Origin of the sequence: Roseomonas marmotae, from assembly GCF_017654485.1 — a bacterium.
GTDB classification, from domain to species: domain Bacteria; phylum Pseudomonadota; class Alphaproteobacteria; order Acetobacterales; family Acetobacteraceae; genus Pseudoroseomonas; species Pseudoroseomonas marmotae.
The window spans coordinates 2,109,915-2,124,694 of record NZ_CP061091.1 but is presented as its reverse complement, the minus strand read 5'-3'; the positions used below and the strand labels follow the sequence as shown (position 1 = coordinate 2,124,694).

Genomic DNA, 14,780 nt, shown 5'->3' with positions numbered 1-14,780 from the left:
TGGCAGTTTGCGCGCCGATGCGCACGCTCGACATGCTGAAGAATCCCCGCTTCCTGGTCATGCTCGCCCTCGGCTTCTCCGCCGGGGCGCCGCTACCGCTGGTGCTGGGCATCCTGCGGCGCTGGATGACGGAATCCGGCATCTCGCTGACCGAGATCGGCCTGACGGCACTGATCGGCCTTCCCTATTCGCTGAAGTTCATCTGGTCCCCGCTGCTGGACAACGCCATGCCCCCGGCCTTCCGCGCCTGGGGCCGGCGGCGCGGCTGGCTGGCGGTGATCCAGCCGCTGCTGATGATCGCCATCCTGGCGATGGGCGCCTCCGACCCGGTGGTGGCGCCGCTCGTCACCGTCAGCGCCGCCATCGCCGTCGCCTTTCTCTCGGCCAGCCAGGACATCGTCATCGATGCCTATCGCATCGAGATGCTGGACGAGCGTGAGCAGGGCCTGGGCCTGGCCTTCTATGTCTGGGGCTACCGGCTGGCGCTGCTGGCGGTGGGCGCGGGCGTGCTGGCGCTGTCCGATTACACGGGTTGGTTCTGGGCTTTCGTCTATGCGGCGGCGCTGGTCCTGGTGGGTTTCGCTGCCGTCTGGCTCGGACCGGACGTGGTCTCCCCGCGGGCGCCCGGCGCCGTGTCGGGGCTTGGCACCCGCCTCCGCACGGCGGTGGTCGAACCCTTCGCGGATTTCATGCGCCGGCCCTACTGGCTGGCCATCCTGCTCTTCGTCGCCCTGTTCAAGCTGGGTGAGGCCCTGGCCGCCGTGATGGTCACGCCGTTCCAGGCACAGCTGGGCTTCACCCGCATGGAGGTGGCGCAGGTCGGCAGCGTCTTCGGCCTTTTCGCCACGCTGCTCGGCGCCCTGGCCGGGGGCTGGCTGGTGGCGCGCATCGGCACCGCGCGGGCGTTGATCCTGACCGGGCTGGCCCAGATGCTCTCCAACGGCATGTATATCTGGCTGGCCTATGCCGGCCACGACATGACCGTCTTCTACCTCCAGACGGGGGTAGAGAACTTCACCGATGGCTTGGCCGATGCCGCCTTCCTGACCTACCTCTCGGCCCTGACCAGCCGGGCCTTCACCGCCACGCAGTATGCGCTGCTATCCTCCCTGGCGGCGGTGGCCAGCCGCACCGTGGGCGCCTTCAGCGGCCCGCTGGCCGAGGGGCTGGGCTGGCCCGGCTTCTTCGCCCTGACCATGGCCGCCGCCCTGCCCGCCATGTGCGTGATGATCTTCCTGCTGAAGCGGCTGCCGCCTGGCGAGTTGAAGGCGCGTCCCGCGGCAGCCATGGCGGAGTAGGTCCTCCCCTCCCGCATGCGGCGAATAAGCCGGGCTCCGGGTCTAGCATCCCGGTCGGGCCGGACAGATATGAAGGGAGATGGACAAAAGGTAAGGATCGCCCCATGCGCGTGAACGACATCATGACCAAGACCCTGGTCACCATCCCGCCTGAAGCCCCGGTCTCCGCCATCGCCGCGGTCTTCGCCGACCGTGGCATCTCCGGCGCGCCTGTCGTGGACCCGGACGGCAAGCTGCTGGGCATGGTCACTGAGGGCGACCTGACCCGCGGCCTGGCAGCGACGGAGGACAAGCCGCAGTCCTGGCTCTGGGGCCTGTTCAGCTCCAGGACGCGTCAGGCCGAGCATTATGCTCGCACGCATGGCCGCCGCGCCCAGGACATCATGACGACCTCGGTGGCCACGGTGTCCGAGGACGACACCGTCGAGCATGTCGCGAGTATTCTTGAGAAGCGCCACATCCGCCGCGTCCCGGTGGTGCGGGACGGCAAGCTGCAGGGCGTCGTCTCGCGGGCCGACCTGATCCGCGCGCTGCTCTCCTCGCCCGAGCAGATCGCCGCGGACGTGCCGGATACCGAGATCCGCCGCCAGGTGCGGGCCGCGATGCGCGACCAGCCCTGGGCCGATATCCACCTGACCTTCGTCAATGTGGTGGATGGTGTCGTGACCTTCCATGGCTTCTGCCGCTCGGAGGAGGTCAAGAGGGCGCTGCGCGTCCTGGCTCTGAAGGTGCCGGGGGTGAAGGAAGTCCGCTTCGACGTCGCCCCGACGCCGCGCTTCATGCTGGGCGGCTGACGCGCCAGCGGCACGGAGGGACGGTGGCTTCCTCCGTCCCCCTGGGCCATTGCGGGGGCGTGAGGAGGCGCCTGCCCCAGGGCACGGCGGGCTGGCCCAGCCAATGGCTAGCCTCGCGCCGAAGCTGGGTGCAAATAAGGTCCGGCACAATAAGGAACCGCCCCATGAACCTGGCCCGCTTCCCCCGCATCCGGCTCGGCCACATGCCGACGCCGCTGGAGCCGATGGAGAATCTGACCCGCCACCTCGGTGGTCCGCGCCTCTGGATCAAGCGGGATGACTGCACCGGGCTCTCCACCGGCGGCAACAAGACCCGCAAGCTGGAATTCCTGATGGCCGAGGCCCTGGCGCAGGGCGCGGATACCGTTATCACCCAGGGCGCCACGCAGTCCAACCACGCGCGGCAGACGGCCGCAGCGGCGGCGAAGCTGGGCCTCACCTGCCATATCCTGCTGGAAGACCGCACGGGCTTCCGTGACGAGGCCTATACCAAGTCCGGCAACGTGCTGCTGGACCGGCTCCATGGCGCCCATATCTCCCACCGCGCCGACGGCGCGGACATGCAGGCGGAGATGGAAATCCTGGCCGAGGAACTGCGCGCTTCCGGCCGCAAGCCCTATGTCATCCCGGGCGGCGGCTCCAATGCCGTCGGCGCGCTGGGCTACGTGAACGCGGCGCTGGAACTGGTGGCGCAGGCGGCGGAAATGGGCCTGCGGATCGACCATGTGGTGCATGCCACCGGCAGCGCCGGCACCCAGGCCGGGCTGGTCACCGGCCTGGTGGCGCTGAATTCCGGCATTCCCGTGCTCGGCATCGGCGTGCGCGCGCCGAAGGCGAAGCAGGAGGCCAATGTCCTGGCCCTGGCGGAGAAGGTGGCGACGCATCTGGGCCTGCCCGGCATCGTCAAGGCCGAGCATGTGGTGGCCAATACCGACTATGTCGGCCAGGGCTACGGCATCCCGACCCATGGCATGGTCGAAGCGGTGAAGCTGCTGGCAGAGAAGGAAGGCATCCTTCTGGACCCCGTCTATTCCGGCAAGGGCATGGCCGGTTTGATCGACCTGATCGGCAAGGGCCATTTCCGCAAGGATGAGAATGTCGTCTTCATCCATACCGGCGGCGCGGTCGGCCTCTTCGGCTATCCCGATGCGCTGGAGCTGAAGGCCGAAGCCTGAGGCATCCGCCCCTGGCCGCAACCGGCCAGGGGTCCCACGCCGGTCAGGTCACCCGCATGCGGAAGGTGAAGCACGTCTCCTCGGCATCCGAAGTGACCTCCAGCGTCCCGCCATGGGCGCGGGCGATCTGGTGGGCGATGTAAAGGCCGAGTCCCAGCCCTTCCTGGTTCATGCCGCTGGAGGCGCGGAAGAAGGGCTTGAACAGTTCGGAGCGCAGCGTCTCCGGGATCGGCTCCCCGGCATTGGCGACCGAGAGCACGAACTCCTTCCCCGCCCGGGCCGTCACCCGCACCGGACTTTCCGATGCGCCATGCGTCAGGGCGTTTCCGACGAGGTTCGAGAGCATTTGCCCGATCCGGCCGGGATCGCAGCGCAACCGGTCCACGCTGCCCAGGTCGGCATCGATGACGCTGTCGGGGTGGGAGGCACGCAGTTCGGCGATCACCTGCTCCAGGATCGGCCGCAGCGGCGCCTTCGGGCGCGTCTCCAGAGGCAGCCCGCCACCAAGCCGGCCCCGGGCGAAATCCAGGACATTGTCGATCATCCCGGACATCCGGGACACGCTGCTCTGCAGCAGGCCGATGATCGGGTAAGCCTGTTCCGGCAGCGGCATGCGCCCCAGCACGCGGGAGGCCGAGGCGATGGATGCCAGCGGGTTGCGCAGGTCGTGGCCGAGCACGGCGATGAACTGCTCGCGCAGCCCGGCATCATGCTGCTCGTTCAGCAGGCTCGCCTCGCTCATCTCCAGCCGCCGTTGGGCATCGAGGTGGAAGGCGATCAGGTCGGCGAAGAGTTTGAACATGCCGGTGGTTTCCGGGGTGCTCAGGCGCATCGGGCGCGGATCGATGGCGCAGAGCGTGCCGAAGAAGCTGCCATCCGGCAGCGTCACGGGCATGGAGATATAGCTCTGGAAGCCGTAGATCCGGGGCGTGTGGTGCCCGCGGAAGGTTTCGTCCTGCGCCACATGGTCGATCACCACGGGCTGCCGGCTGTCGCGGATCTCGTTGCAGATGGTGGACTCGACCTTCAGCTCGTCGCCCGGCTTCAGGCCGAAGCCGATGTCGTCCCGCACGCTGCAGGCGATCCAGCGCGTCTCCGTGACCCGCGCGACGGCTGCGAATCCCATGCCGGTGGTGCGGCAGACGACATCGAGAATGGTCGGTACCACATCGAGGCGCCGGATCGCCGCGACGTCGACAGCATATTCATCGCCATCATCTTTGATTTCAACCATCACGGTATCGATCCTAGCCTGCCCTCGCCCGCCGCGTCACCCTTGACGTTCCCGGTGGCGTTCAGCCGATCCAGGCCAGATAGGCAGCGACGGTCAGAACGGAGGTCAGCGTGCTGATCAGCACGGTGGCGGAGGTGATCCGCGCGTCCCGCCGGTAGTATTCCGCCAGCATGAATGGCCCGGTGCCCGTGGGAAGCGCCGCCAGCAGCACCGCCGTATGGGTGGCCAGCGGACCGAGGCGGAAGACCTGCGCGGCCAGCAGCCAGACCAGCGCCGGCAGCGCCAGCAGCTTCAGCGGCACCAGCAGCAGGGTACCCTGCAGGTCTCGCCCCCGCACCATGCCCTGCTGCGCCAGGAAGACGCCCAGCGCCACCAGCGCGCAGGGCGAGGCAGCGGCGCCCAGCAGCTTCAGCAGGGAATCCAGTGCCTCCGGCAGCGGCAGCCCGGTGCCGGAAACCAGGGCACCCATCGCCGGCGCCACCAGCAGCGGGTTCTTCGCCAGGGCAAGCCCGACCTTGGCCGCCAGACGCGCGGGGCGCCGCTCCTCCTGCAGGCCGATCTCGATGCAGACCACGGCCAGCGCGAAGAGCACGCAGACCGTCATGATCATGCCGATGGTGACCAAGGGCAGGCTCTGCGGCCCCAGCGCCATCAGGCAGAGCGGGAAGCCCATGTAGCCGCTATTGGGATAGGCGGCGTTCAGCCCCTCGATGCTGGCATCCGGCAGGGGCCGCGCCGCGCGCAGGCGTAGCGCCAGCGTGACGGCGAAAAGCCCCATGCTGGCCAGCCCGAAGGCTGCGACGAAGCCGGGCTGCCACAGGATGGACCAGGCGGTATGCGCCATGACGTGGAAGAGCATGGCTGGCAGCGCCAGCCAGACGACGAAGCGGTTCAGCTCCGCCATGGTATTCGGCCCCAGCCAGCCGCCCCGCCGCGCCAGGAAGCCCAGCAGGATCAGCCCGAAGACCGGCAGGACGACGCCGAGGATGGAGCCCATCGCGCCCTAGCGCCGCCCGGTGGGCAGGCCCCGCCCCTGCCGCCGCGGCACTAGAACTTGTCGCCGCGCAGGACCCGGGACTTGTCGCGCTGCCAGTCCCGCTCGGCGATCGCGTGGCGCTTGTCGGCCTTGGACTTGCCCTCGCCCACGCCCAGCACGACCTTGGCCAGGCCGCGGTCGTTGAACAGGATCTCCAGCGGCACCAGCGTGACGCCTTCGCGTGTGATGGCGCCGGTCAGTGATTCCACCTGCTTCTTGTGCAGCAGCAGCTTGCGCGGCCGGCGCGGCTCGAAATGCGCCATGAAGCTGCCGGCCTGCCATTCCGGGATGTAGCAGTTGAACAGCCACATCTCGCCGTCCCGCTCGCCGGCCCAGGCATCGGCCAGGGCCGCGCGGCCGGAGCGGAGGGACTTCACCTCCGGCCCCACCAGCACGATGCCGGCCTCGAAGGTTTCGCCGATCTTGTAGTCGAAGCGGGCCTTGCGGTTCTGCGCGGCCGTGCCGTGGGCGATCAGCGACGACTTCTTCTTGTCCTTGGCGGCCATGGCCCCCTCAGTTCAGCAGGCCGGCGGAGACCATGGCGGTCTTCACCCGGGCGCGGGTGGATTCCGCCACCGGCGCCAGCGGCAGGCGGCAGCGCGGCGTGGACTTGGCCAGCAGGCTGGCGGCGTATTTCACCGGCCCGGGCGAGGTCTCGCAGAACATCGCGTCATGCACCGGCAGCAGCCGGTCCTGGATGGCGATGGCCTCGGCGAAGTTGCCGGCCGCCCAGGCGGCATGCATCTCGGCGCAGAGGCGCGGGGCGATATTGGCGGTGACGCTGATGCAGCCATGGCCGCCGGCGGCCAGGAAGGCCAGGGCGGTGTGGTCCTCGCCCGAGAGCTGGCAGAAATCCGGGCCGATGGCGGCGCGGGTATGCAGCGGGCGGGTCAGGTTGGCGGTCGCGTCCTTCACGCCCACGATGTTCGGATGCTTCGCCAGCCGCGCCATCGTCTCGACGGACATGTCGACGACGCTGCGCGGGGGGATATTGTAGATGATGACCGGCAGGTCCACGGCATCGGCGATGGCCGTGAAGTGCAGATACATCCCCTCCTGCGTCGGCTTGTTGTAGTACGGCGTCACGATCAGCGCCGCATCGGCGCCCGCCTCCTTGGCGTGGCGCGTCAGCTCGATCGCTTCCTCGGTGCTGTTGCTGCCGGTGCCGGCGATGACGGGCACGCGGCCACCCGCGGCCTCCACGCACATCTTCACCACGCGGCGGTGCTCATAATGCGAGAGCGTCGGGCTCTCGCCCGTGGTGCCGACGGGAATCAGGCCCTGGGTGCCTTCCGCCACCTGCCATTCCACGAATTCCTGGAAGGCTTTGGCATCCAGCGACCCATCCTCGGCCATCGGCGTGATCAGCGCGACGAGGGATCCCTTGAACATCGGGGCAGCTTTCCTTCCGGGGGGGCAAAGAGTTCCGCCGGCCATCTGGCCAGCGAAGGCCGGAAGCTAGGCGCGACGGAGGCGCGCGACAAGCGTTGCGGAAATGTTTCACGCGCAGGGAGGCCCCGATGGCTTCGGGACAAGCATGATCCGATCCGCTAGGGTTCGGCGGCCATGCGCTGTCCTTCCCGCGTTCCCACATGCTTCCTCCCCCGCCGCCGCGCCCGTGCCCTGCTGCTGGCGCCGCTGCTCTTCGGCCTGGCGCTGCCGGCCGCGGCACAGCCCTGGGCCAGCGAGAGCGCCCGCGCCTCCGGCCGCGCCGCCATCGGCGCCGCCAATGCCGGTCGGTGGACGGATGCCGCCGCCCTGGCGGTGATGGCGGACCCGCTGGCAGCCAAGCTGGTGAACTGGATGCGGATGCAGGTGCGTGGCATGGCCACGGCCGAGGAGATCGCCGCCTTCCTGGCCGCCAACCCGGACTGGCCCATGCGTGCCACCCTGCTGGCGCGGGCGGAGGAGCTGCTGCCCGTACTGCCGAACGACGCGCTGGTGTCGCAGCTCTATGGGCACGAACTGCCGCGCGGCCTGAGCGGCGCCCAGGCCCTGGCCGATGTGCAGCAGCGCCAGGGGCGCGACCCCGTGCCGGGCCTGCGCCGCGCCTGGCGCGACGGCCCGGCCGAAGCCATCGAGGAAGCCGCCTTCCTCAGCCGCAATGCCGCTGTCCTGACGCCGGAGGATCATCTGGCGCGCTTCGAGAGGCTGGCCTGGACGCGGCAGTTCGCCGCCGCCGGCCGGTTGCTGCCGTTGCTGCCCGCCGCCGGCCAGGCCGCAGCCTCCCGGCGGCTGGCCCTGGCCGGAGATCAGCCGGGGGCCGAAGCCGGCCTGCCTGCCAACCCCGGCGACCTCGGCCTCGCGGCCGAATGGGCACGCTACCTCCGCCGCAAGGACCGCGACCAGGAGGCCGCCGCCGTCTGGCAGGCCGCCGAGCCCCTGCAGCGGGACCTGACGCCGCAGGCGGCCAGCGCCGTCTGGACGGAGCGGCAGGTGCTGGCCCGCAAGCTGCTGCGGCTGGGGGACGCGGCCTCGGCCTGGCGCATAGCGGCGTATCACGGGCAGCCCGCCGATAGCGCCGGGCTGCATGACGCCGAGTTCCTGGCCGGCTTCATCGCCCTGCGGAAGCTGGACGACCCGGCCCGGGCGGCGCGGCACTTCGCGGTGCTGGGTCGGGACAGCAGCAGCATCATCACCCGCTCCCGCGCCTCCTACTGGCGCGGCCGGGCGGCTGAGGCGCAGGGCCGCGCGGCCGAGGCGCGCGAGCACTACGCGGAGGCCGCCACCCTGCCGACCGGCTTCTACGGCCAGCTGGCTGCCCTGGCGCTGGGGGAGCGCGCGCCGCAGGTCTCGGCACGCATCAGCGGCGTGGTGCCGGCAGTGCCCAGCCCCGCCGCCGCTGCCGCCTTCCTGGACATGGAACTGGCGCGCGCCGTTGTGACCCTGGCCGATCTCGGCGATACCGGCCGCGCCCGCACCTTCCTGCTGCGGATCGAGGATCTGGCGGCCGACCCCGCCACCCAGGTGCTGGCGGCACGGCTGGCCCATAGCATCGGCCGCCCCGACCATGCCGTCTGGATCGCCCGGCGCGCGGGCATCGACGGCGTGATGCTGCTGCCGGAAGGCTTCCCGGCCCCCTACCCCGCCCCCGCGACGGGCGAGGCCGAACCGGCCTTCATCAATGCCATCAGCCGGCAGGAAAGCAATTTCGACACCACCGCCGTCTCGCCGGCCAATGCACGGGGGCTGATGCAGCTCCTGCCCGGCACGGCGGCGCAGGTGGCGCGGCAGCTGGGCGTCCCGACCCAGACGGGCTGGCTGACCTCCCAGCCCCTCCACAATATCCAGCTCGGCTCGCAGTATCTGGCGGATCAGATCGCCCGCTTCGGCAATCTGGCCATGGCCGCAGCCGCCTATAATGCCGGGCCGCGCCGGGTGGATGAATGGGTCTCCACCTATGGCGACCCGCGTCTGGGCCCGGTGGCCGGCGGTGCCGACATGATCGACTGGATGGAGATGATCCCCTTCAACGAGACCCGCAACTACGTGCAGCGGGTAGTGGAGAACGCGGTGATCTACCGCGCCCTGGATGCCGGCACGGCGGGGCTGGACCATCCGCTGAAGCCTTGGCTGCCGGTTGGCGCGCCCCTCAGCGCCACCGCTGCCCGATGAGCGAGCAGGCCGAGCTTCCCGCCAACCTGCCGGAAAGTGCTCCTTCCGCCATCTCCGCCACCCTGCCCCGTTTCGTGGCCAGCCTGGGCGGGGTAGGCTTCCTGCGGCCGGCGCCAGGCACCTGGGGATCGCTGCTGGTGCTGCCGGTGGCTCTGGCCGGGCCGGAGGCCAGCCTGTCGCTGGCCCTGGCGCTCTCGATCCTGGGCTGGTGGGCGCTGACGCGGCTGCCGGAGGCGCAGCGCGACCCCGGCTGGGTGGTGGTGGATGAAGGCGCCGGGCAGTCCCTTGCCCTGGCGGCGCTGCCCGTGGCGACGGGCATCGCCGGGGTGCTGCTGGCCTTCCTGCTGTTCCGTGCCTTCGATATCCTGAAGCCCGGCCCCGTCGGCTGGGCGGACCGCCGCAAGGGCCCCGCCGGCGTCATGCTGGACGATATCATCGCTGGCGCCCTGGCCGCCGCCCTCCTGCTAGCCGCCCGCTGGATGGGAGTGACGCTGTGACCATGCTGCCCGAGGAGACCCTGGAACAGGCCGCGCTGCTACTGCGGATCCTGCAATCGCGCGGACTGACGCTGGCCACCGCCGAGTCCTGCACGGGTGGGCTGGTGGCGGCGGCCGTGACGGCGGTCCCCGGCTCCTCCGCCACGCTGCTGGGGGGCTATGTCACCTATTCCAACGAAGCCAAGAGCAAGTCGGTCGGCGTGGACCCTGCGCTGATCGCGCGGCTTGGCGCCGTCAGCGCCGAGGTCGCGGCGGCGATGGCCGAGGGCGCGGCGCGCGAGTCGGGTGCCTCCATGGGCATTTCCACCACGGGAATCGCCGGGCCGGGCGGCGGCACCGCCTCCAAGCCGGTCGGGCTGGTCTATGTGGGCGTGGCGCTGGCCGGGCAGCCGGCCAGGGTGGAAGGCCATGTTTTCCCGGGCGATCGCACGGCTGTCAGGGCCGCGACCGTCGCCACGGCCTTCCGCATGGCGGCGGAGGAAGCGGCGAGTGTTACTTCCGCTGGCAAATCCGTCTGATCGCGGTTAGAAGCGGCCCCGCCATGATGACAGTCCTGCTGGTCCTGCACCTTTTCGTCACCCTCGCGATGATCGGCGTCGTTTTGCTGCAGCGCAGCGAGGGCGGCGGCCTCGGCATCGGCTCCTCCCAGGGCATGGGGTCCTTCATGAGCGGGCGCGGCACGGCCAACCTGCTGACGCGCACCACCGGCGTGCTGGCTACCCTTTTCATGGTGCTGGCTCTGGCCATGGCCCTTCTGGGGCGCGGCCAGTCCCGGCCTGGCTCCATCCTGGACCTGCCGCCCGGCCCGGCCATTCCGTCCGTGCCGAGCAGCGAGGCCCCGGGGATCAACTCCGGCGCCACCCAGCAGCCGGCACCCGCGCTGCCGGCCACTCCGGCGCAGCCTTCGGTGCCGACGAACTAAGGCCGCCACGACACGGCACTTGGTCCGGGCGCGGGAGGCGATGCCTCCGGCGCCCTTTTTGTATGAGCAGACTGCTTTGGGCCTCGGGAGCCCCCAGCAGTGCAGCAGAGCAGTGATGCCGTCCTGGCGGGTTCCCGATGCCCCGACGGCTTGGTAGAAAGGCGGCCCATGACGCGGTTTGTTTTCATCACCGGCGGCGTGGTTTCCTCCCTCGGCAAGGGCATCGCGGCGGCTAGCCTCGGCGCGCTGTTGCAGGCACGGGGCTACAAGGTCCGCCTTCGTAAGCTCGACCCCTATCTCAACGTCGATCCGGGCACCATGAGCCCGTATCAGCACGGTGAGGTCTTCGTCACCGACGACGGTGCCGAGACCGACCTCGACCTCGGCCACTACGAGCGCTTCACCGGCGTGCATGCCCACCAGTCCGACGCCTGGACCTCGGGCCGCATCTATGCCGACGTGATCGCGAAGGAGCGGCGGGGCGACTACCTGGGTGGCACCGTCCAGGTGATCCCGCATATCACCGACGCCATCAAGGAAGCCGCCACGGCCGGCACCGACGGGCTGGACTTCGTGCTGATCGAGGTCGGCGGCACGGTGGGCGACATCGAGTCCCTGCCCTTCCTGGAAGCCCTGCGCCAGCTGAACAACGAGCTGGGCCCGCAGCGCAGCCTCTTCATGCACCTGACGCTGGTGCCCTACATCCGCTCGGCCGGGGAGCTGAAGACCAAGCCGACGCAGCACAGCGTGAAGGAACTGCTGGGCCTGGGCATCCAGCCGCAGATCCTGCTCTGCCGTTGTGACCGGCCGATCCCGGAGAACGAGCGCCGCAAGATCGCGCTCTTCTGCAACGTGCGGCCGGAGAGCGTGATCCCGGCGCTGGATACCTCGCCCATCTATGGCGTGCCGCTGCAGTATCACGCCGAGGGCCTCGACCGCGAAGTGCTGCGCCATTTCGGCCTCTCCGCCTATGGCGAGCCGAACCTGGACGAGTGGAAGCGTATCGTGAACCGCCTGACCAACCCGGAAGGCGAGGTCAATATCGCGGTGGTCGGCAAGTACATCTCGCTGCTGGATGCCTATAAGTCGCTGGCGGAAGCCCTGGTGCATGGCGGTATCCAGCACGGGGTGAAGGTCAACCTGGACTGGGTGGACAGCCAGGTCTTCGAGACCCCGGCGGCGGTGGAGCGGCTGGAGGGCGTGCACGGCATCCTCGTGCCCGGCGGATTCGGTGAGCGTGGGGCCGAGGGCAAGATCGAAGCCGTGCGCTTCGCGCGCGAGAAGAAGGTGCCTTTCCTCGGCATCTGCTTCGGGATGCAGATGGCCGTCATCGAGGCGGCGCGGAACCTGGTGGGGCTGGAGAAGGCATCCTCCACCGAATTCGGCCCGACCGAGGAGCCTGTGGTTGGCCTGCTGACCGAGTGGCTGCGCGGCAATGAGCGTGAGAAGCGGAACAAGGAAGGCGACCTGGGCGGTACGATGCGCCTCGGTTCCTATCCCGCGTCGCTGGCCGAGGGATCGCTCGTGCGGCAGGTCTATGGCACCGGTGAGATCACCGAGCGCCACCGCCACCGTTACGAGGTGAATATCGGCTACCGGGACCGGTTGGAGCAGGCCGGGCTGCGCTTCTCCGGCCTCTCGCCGGATGGGCTGCTGCCGGAGATCGTCGAATATCCCGACCATCCCTGGTTCATCGGCGTGCAGTACCACCCGGAGCTGAAGTCGAAGCCCTTCGAGCCGCATCCCCTCTTCGCCGGCTTTATCGGCGCGGCGGTCAAGCAGGCCCGGATGGTCTGAGCGGCCTGGACTGAACCGGATATCGAGGGCGGCCCCAGGCCGCCCTTTCCATGTCCGGCCTCAATTTGCCGTGACGCCCCTCGGCGTGCGGGCCATGCCCAGCATCTCCTGGAAAGCAGGCGCGGAACCCCTGCCTGCGGAACCGGGAGCACGACAATGACCCTACTGGCCCGACGCCTTGTCCTGACGGCTGCGGCAACAGGGCTTTTCGCCGGCGGAACCGCCTCCGCCCATCATGGCTGGTCCTGGGCCGAGGATGAGCAGATCACCTTGCAAGGACAGGTCCAGGCCGTTTCCATGGCGCCGCCGCATCCGACGCTGCGGGTGCGCGCGGCGGATGGGCAGCTCTGGCAGATCGACCTCGGCAATCCCGGCCAGACGCAGCGTTCCGGCTTCACCGCCGAGACGGTCAAGCCTGGCGATGCGATCACCATCCTCGGCAACCGCTCACGCGAGGCGGGGGCGCGGCACATGAAGGCCGTGCGCGTCACGGTCGCCGACCGGAACTTCGACATGTATCCGGAGCGGATCGGCAGCCGCTGAAGCCTGGATGGAGGCCGTTCAGGCACTGGCGGACTGGCCGGGCGCGGTCTGGCTGCGGCATTCCGGCACGGCCTACCTTTTCGTCAATGCCGCGCATATCCTGGGGATCGGGCTGGTGCTGGGCGCCATCCTGCCGCTGGACCTGCGACTGATGGGCTTCTTCCGGCAGGTGCCGCTGGCGGTGCTGGGGCCCTTCCTGACCCGCGCCGCGGCCGCCGGGCTGGCGCTGGCCCTGCTCACGGGCTTCTGGCTCTTCACCGTCCGCCCCCCGCATTATCTCGGCAATGCGGCCTTCCTGGCCAAGCTGGCCCTGCTGGCCTGCGCCTTGCTGAACATCGGCCTGCAGCACGGCGCCGGCTTCTACCGGCTGGCGGTGGACGGCGGTGCCGTGGCCATGCCGGTGCGCGTCATGGCCGCGGCCTCGGCCATCCTTTGGCTGGCGGCACTGGTCGCGGGGCGATGGATCGGCTTCCTGTGACCGGCACCCCGCCTCTTCACATCACCGCCCCTACCCTTGCCCTCGGCCGAATACCGTCCTATCGCGCGGTGACTTCCATCACAGGAGATCGCCGGAATGACTTCCATTGCCGACATCATCGCGCGCGAAATACTTGATTCGCGTGGCAACCCGACCGTCGAGGTCGATGTCGTGCTGGATTCGGGCGCGATGGGCCGCGCTGCCGTTCCCTCCGGCGCCTCGACCGGCGCACATGAGGCCGTCGAACTGCGTGACGGCGACAAGGCCCGATATCACGGCAAGGGCGTGCTGAAGGCCGTCGCCAATGTCGAGGGCGAGATCTTCGACGCCCTCTCCGGCATGGACGCCACCGAGCAGGTCAAGATCGACGAGACCATGCTGGAGCTGGACGGAACGCCGAACAAGTCGCGCCTGGGCGCGAACGCCATCCTCGCCGTCAGCCTCGCCACCGCCAAGGCCTCGGCCGAGCATTACGGCGTGCCGCTGTATCGCTATGTCGGCGGTGTCTTCGCCCGCACGCTGCCGGTGCCGATGATGAACATCATCAATGGCGGTCAGCATGCCGATAACCCCATCGACATCCAGGAATTCATGATCATGCCGGTGGCGGCCGGCACCGTGGCCGATGCCGTGCGTATCGGCGCCGAGGTCTTCACCAGCCTGAAGAAGGCGCTGCGCGACGCCGGCCACAACACCAATGTCGGCGACGAGGGCGGCTTCGCCCCGAACCTGAAGTCGGCCGAGGAAGCGCTGGGCTTCATCGCCAAGGCCTGCGAGGCCGCTGGCCACCGCGTGGGCGAGGACATCATGTTCGCCCTCGACTGCGCCTCCACAGAGTTCTTCAAGGACGGCGTCTACGACATGGAAGGCGAGGGCAAGAAGCTCGACGCCGCCGGCATGGTGGACTACCTGGCCGACCTCTGCGGCCGGTATCCCATTATCTCGATCGAGGATGGCTGCGCCGAGGATGACTGGGCCGGCTGGAAGCTGCTGACCGACAAGCTCGGCGCCAAGGTGCAACTGGTTGGCGACGACCTCTTCGTCACCAACCCCGAGCGCCTGCGCCAGGGCATCGAGAAGAAGACCGCCAACTCGATCCTGGTGAAGGTAAACCAGATCGGCACCCTGACGGAGACGCTGGAAGCGGTCGAGACCGCGCATCGCGCCGGCTATACCGCCGTCATGTCCCACCGCTCCGGCGAGACCGAGGACACGACCATCGCCGACCTGGCCGTTGCCACCAACTGCGGCCAGATCAAGACCGGCTCGCTCAGCCGCTCCGACCGTCTGGCGAAGTACAACCAGCTGATCCGCATCGAGCAGGGCCTCGGCCCCTCGGCGCGTTACGCCGGCCGCACTATCCTGCGGCGCTGATGCCACAGCCGGGCGCA

15 protein-coding genes are annotated in these 14,780 nt (G+C 69.4%); 11 read left to right on the top strand and 4 right to left on the bottom strand.

The window, feature by feature from the left end:
- The first annotated feature begins 17 nt into the window (after window positions 1–17).
- From IAI58_RS10055 to cuyA, 3 genes are all read left to right on the top strand, one after another.
- Window positions 18–1,298 carry an AmpG family muropeptide MFS transporter gene (locus tag IAI58_RS10055; RefSeq protein WP_207445909.1) on the top strand — a complete coding sequence of 427 codons (1,281 nt, stop codon included), beginning with the start codon at window positions 18–20 and terminating at the stop codon, window positions 1,296–1,298.
- A gap of 104 nt (window positions 1,299–1,402) precedes the next feature.
- A complete protein-coding gene (locus IAI58_RS10050) occupies window positions 1,403–2,092 on the top strand; it encodes a CBS domain-containing protein (RefSeq protein ID WP_207445908.1) in 690 nt (229 codons plus the stop codon).
- Window positions 2,093–2,256: 164 nt separating this feature from the next.
- Window positions 2,257–3,267 carry a D-cysteate sulfo-lyase gene (gene cuyA / locus IAI58_RS10045; protein ID WP_207445907.1) on the top strand — a complete coding sequence of 337 codons (1,011 nt, stop codon included), beginning with the start codon at window positions 2,257–2,259 and terminating at the stop codon, window positions 3,265–3,267.
- A 43-nt stretch (window positions 3,268–3,310) separates the two neighbouring features.
- Here the strand turns inward: cuyA and IAI58_RS10040 are convergent, their stop codons facing one another.
- The 4 genes from IAI58_RS10040 to dapA all read right to left on the bottom strand — a co-directional run bounded on the left by IAI58_RS10040 (window position 3,311) and on the right by dapA (window position 6,929).
- A complete protein-coding gene (locus IAI58_RS10040; protein WP_207445906.1) occupies window positions 3,311–4,501 on the bottom strand; it encodes a GAF domain-containing sensor histidine kinase in 1,191 nt (396 codons plus the stop codon).
- Window positions 4,502–4,562: 61 nt separating this feature from the next.
- Window positions 4,563–5,498, bottom strand: coding sequence for an AEC family transporter (locus IAI58_RS10035; protein ID WP_207445905.1), 936 nt, complete (start codon window positions 5,496–5,498; stop codon window positions 4,563–4,565).
- Between the two features lie 50 nt (window positions 5,499–5,548).
- Window positions 5,549–6,043, bottom strand: coding sequence for an SsrA-binding protein SmpB (smpB, locus tag IAI58_RS10030; protein ID WP_207445904.1), 495 nt, complete (start codon window positions 6,041–6,043; stop codon window positions 5,549–5,551).
- 7 nt (window positions 6,044–6,050) lie between these two features.
- Entirely contained in the window at window positions 6,051–6,929 is an 879-nt protein-coding gene (gene dapA / locus IAI58_RS10025; protein WP_208775925.1) for a 4-hydroxy-tetrahydrodipicolinate synthase, read from the bottom strand.
- A 174-nt stretch (window positions 6,930–7,103) separates the two neighbouring features.
- Between dapA and IAI58_RS10020 the strand changes: the two genes are divergently transcribed.
- From IAI58_RS10020 to eno, 8 genes are all read left to right on the top strand, one after another.
- A complete protein-coding gene (locus IAI58_RS10020; protein ID WP_207445902.1) occupies window positions 7,104–9,152 on the top strand; it encodes a lytic transglycosylase domain-containing protein in 2,049 nt (682 codons plus the stop codon).
- The gene (locus IAI58_RS10015) at window positions 9,149–9,649 is read left to right on the top strand and encodes a phosphatidylglycerophosphatase A family protein (RefSeq protein ID WP_207445901.1); all 501 of its coding nucleotides are present in this window, start codon (window positions 9,149–9,151) and stop codon (window positions 9,647–9,649) included. The genes IAI58_RS10020 and IAI58_RS10015 overlap by 4 nt, the downstream gene beginning before the upstream one ends.
- Before the next feature lie 2 nt (window positions 9,650–9,651).
- On the top strand, window positions 9,652–10,167 hold the full coding sequence (locus tag IAI58_RS10010) for a CinA family protein (protein WP_207446082.1): 516 nt from the start codon (window positions 9,652–9,654) through the stop codon (window positions 10,165–10,167).
- A 23-nt stretch (window positions 10,168–10,190) separates the two neighbouring features.
- The gene (secG, locus tag IAI58_RS10005; RefSeq protein ID WP_207445900.1) at window positions 10,191–10,571 is read left to right on the top strand and encodes a preprotein translocase subunit SecG; all 381 of its coding nucleotides are present in this window, start codon (window positions 10,191–10,193) and stop codon (window positions 10,569–10,571) included.
- A gap of 168 nt (window positions 10,572–10,739) precedes the next feature.
- Entirely contained in the window at window positions 10,740–12,368 is a 1,629-nt protein-coding gene (locus IAI58_RS10000) for a CTP synthase (protein ID WP_207445899.1), read from the top strand.
- Between the two features lie 156 nt (window positions 12,369–12,524).
- Entirely contained in the window at window positions 12,525–12,911 is a 387-nt protein-coding gene (locus IAI58_RS09995) for a DUF6152 family protein (RefSeq protein WP_207445898.1), read from the top strand.
- 7 nt (window positions 12,912–12,918) lie between these two features.
- Entirely contained in the window at window positions 12,919–13,389 is a 471-nt protein-coding gene (locus IAI58_RS09990) for a DUF2214 domain-containing protein (RefSeq protein ID WP_207445897.1), read from the top strand.
- Between the two features lie 96 nt (window positions 13,390–13,485).
- On the top strand, window positions 13,486–14,763 hold the full coding sequence (gene eno / locus IAI58_RS09985; protein ID WP_207445896.1) for a phosphopyruvate hydratase: 1,278 nt from the start codon (window positions 13,486–13,488) through the stop codon (window positions 14,761–14,763).
- Window positions 14,764–14,780: the final 17 nt, after the last annotated feature.

Excerpts from the sequence above, each read along its gene's own strand:
- IAI58_RS10055 (WP_207445909.1), top strand. The coding sequence starts at position 18 with ATGCGCACGCTCGACATGCTGAAGAATCCCCGCTTCCTGGTCATGCTC.
- IAI58_RS10050 (WP_207445908.1), top strand. The coding sequence starts at position 1,403 with ATGCGCGTGAACGACATCATGACCAAGACCCTGGTCACCATCCCGCCT.
- cuyA (WP_207445907.1), top strand. The coding sequence starts at position 2,257 with ATGAACCTGGCCCGCTTCCCCCGCATCCGGCTCGGCCACATGCCGACG.
- IAI58_RS10040 (WP_207445906.1), bottom strand. The coding sequence starts at position 4,501 with ATGGTTGAAATCAAAGATGATGGCGATGAATATGCTGTCGACGTCGCG.
- IAI58_RS10035 (WP_207445905.1), bottom strand. The coding sequence starts at position 5,498 with ATGGGCTCCATCCTCGGCGTCGTCCTGCCGGTCTTCGGGCTGATCCTG.
- smpB (WP_207445904.1), bottom strand. The coding sequence starts at position 6,043 with ATGGCCGCCAAGGACAAGAAGAAGTCGTCGCTGATCGCCCACGGCACG.
- dapA (WP_208775925.1), bottom strand. The coding sequence starts at position 6,929 with ATGTTCAAGGGATCCCTCGTCGCGCTGATCACGCCGATGGCCGAGGAT.
- IAI58_RS10020 (WP_207445902.1), top strand. The coding sequence starts at position 7,104 with ATGCGCTGTCCTTCCCGCGTTCCCACATGCTTCCTCCCCCGCCGCCGC.
- IAI58_RS10015 (WP_207445901.1), top strand. The coding sequence starts at position 9,149 with ATGAGCGAGCAGGCCGAGCTTCCCGCCAACCTGCCGGAAAGTGCTCCT.
- IAI58_RS10010 (WP_207446082.1), top strand. The coding sequence starts at position 9,652 with ATGCTGCCCGAGGAGACCCTGGAACAGGCCGCGCTGCTACTGCGGATC.
- secG (WP_207445900.1), top strand. The coding sequence starts at position 10,191 with ATGATGACAGTCCTGCTGGTCCTGCACCTTTTCGTCACCCTCGCGATG.
- IAI58_RS10000 (WP_207445899.1), top strand. The coding sequence starts at position 10,740 with ATGACGCGGTTTGTTTTCATCACCGGCGGCGTGGTTTCCTCCCTCGGC.
- IAI58_RS09995 (WP_207445898.1), top strand. The coding sequence starts at position 12,525 with ATGACCCTACTGGCCCGACGCCTTGTCCTGACGGCTGCGGCAACAGGG.
- IAI58_RS09990 (WP_207445897.1), top strand. The coding sequence starts at position 12,919 with ATGGAGGCCGTTCAGGCACTGGCGGACTGGCCGGGCGCGGTCTGGCTG.
- eno (WP_207445896.1), top strand. The coding sequence starts at position 13,486 with ATGACTTCCATTGCCGACATCATCGCGCGCGAAATACTTGATTCGCGT.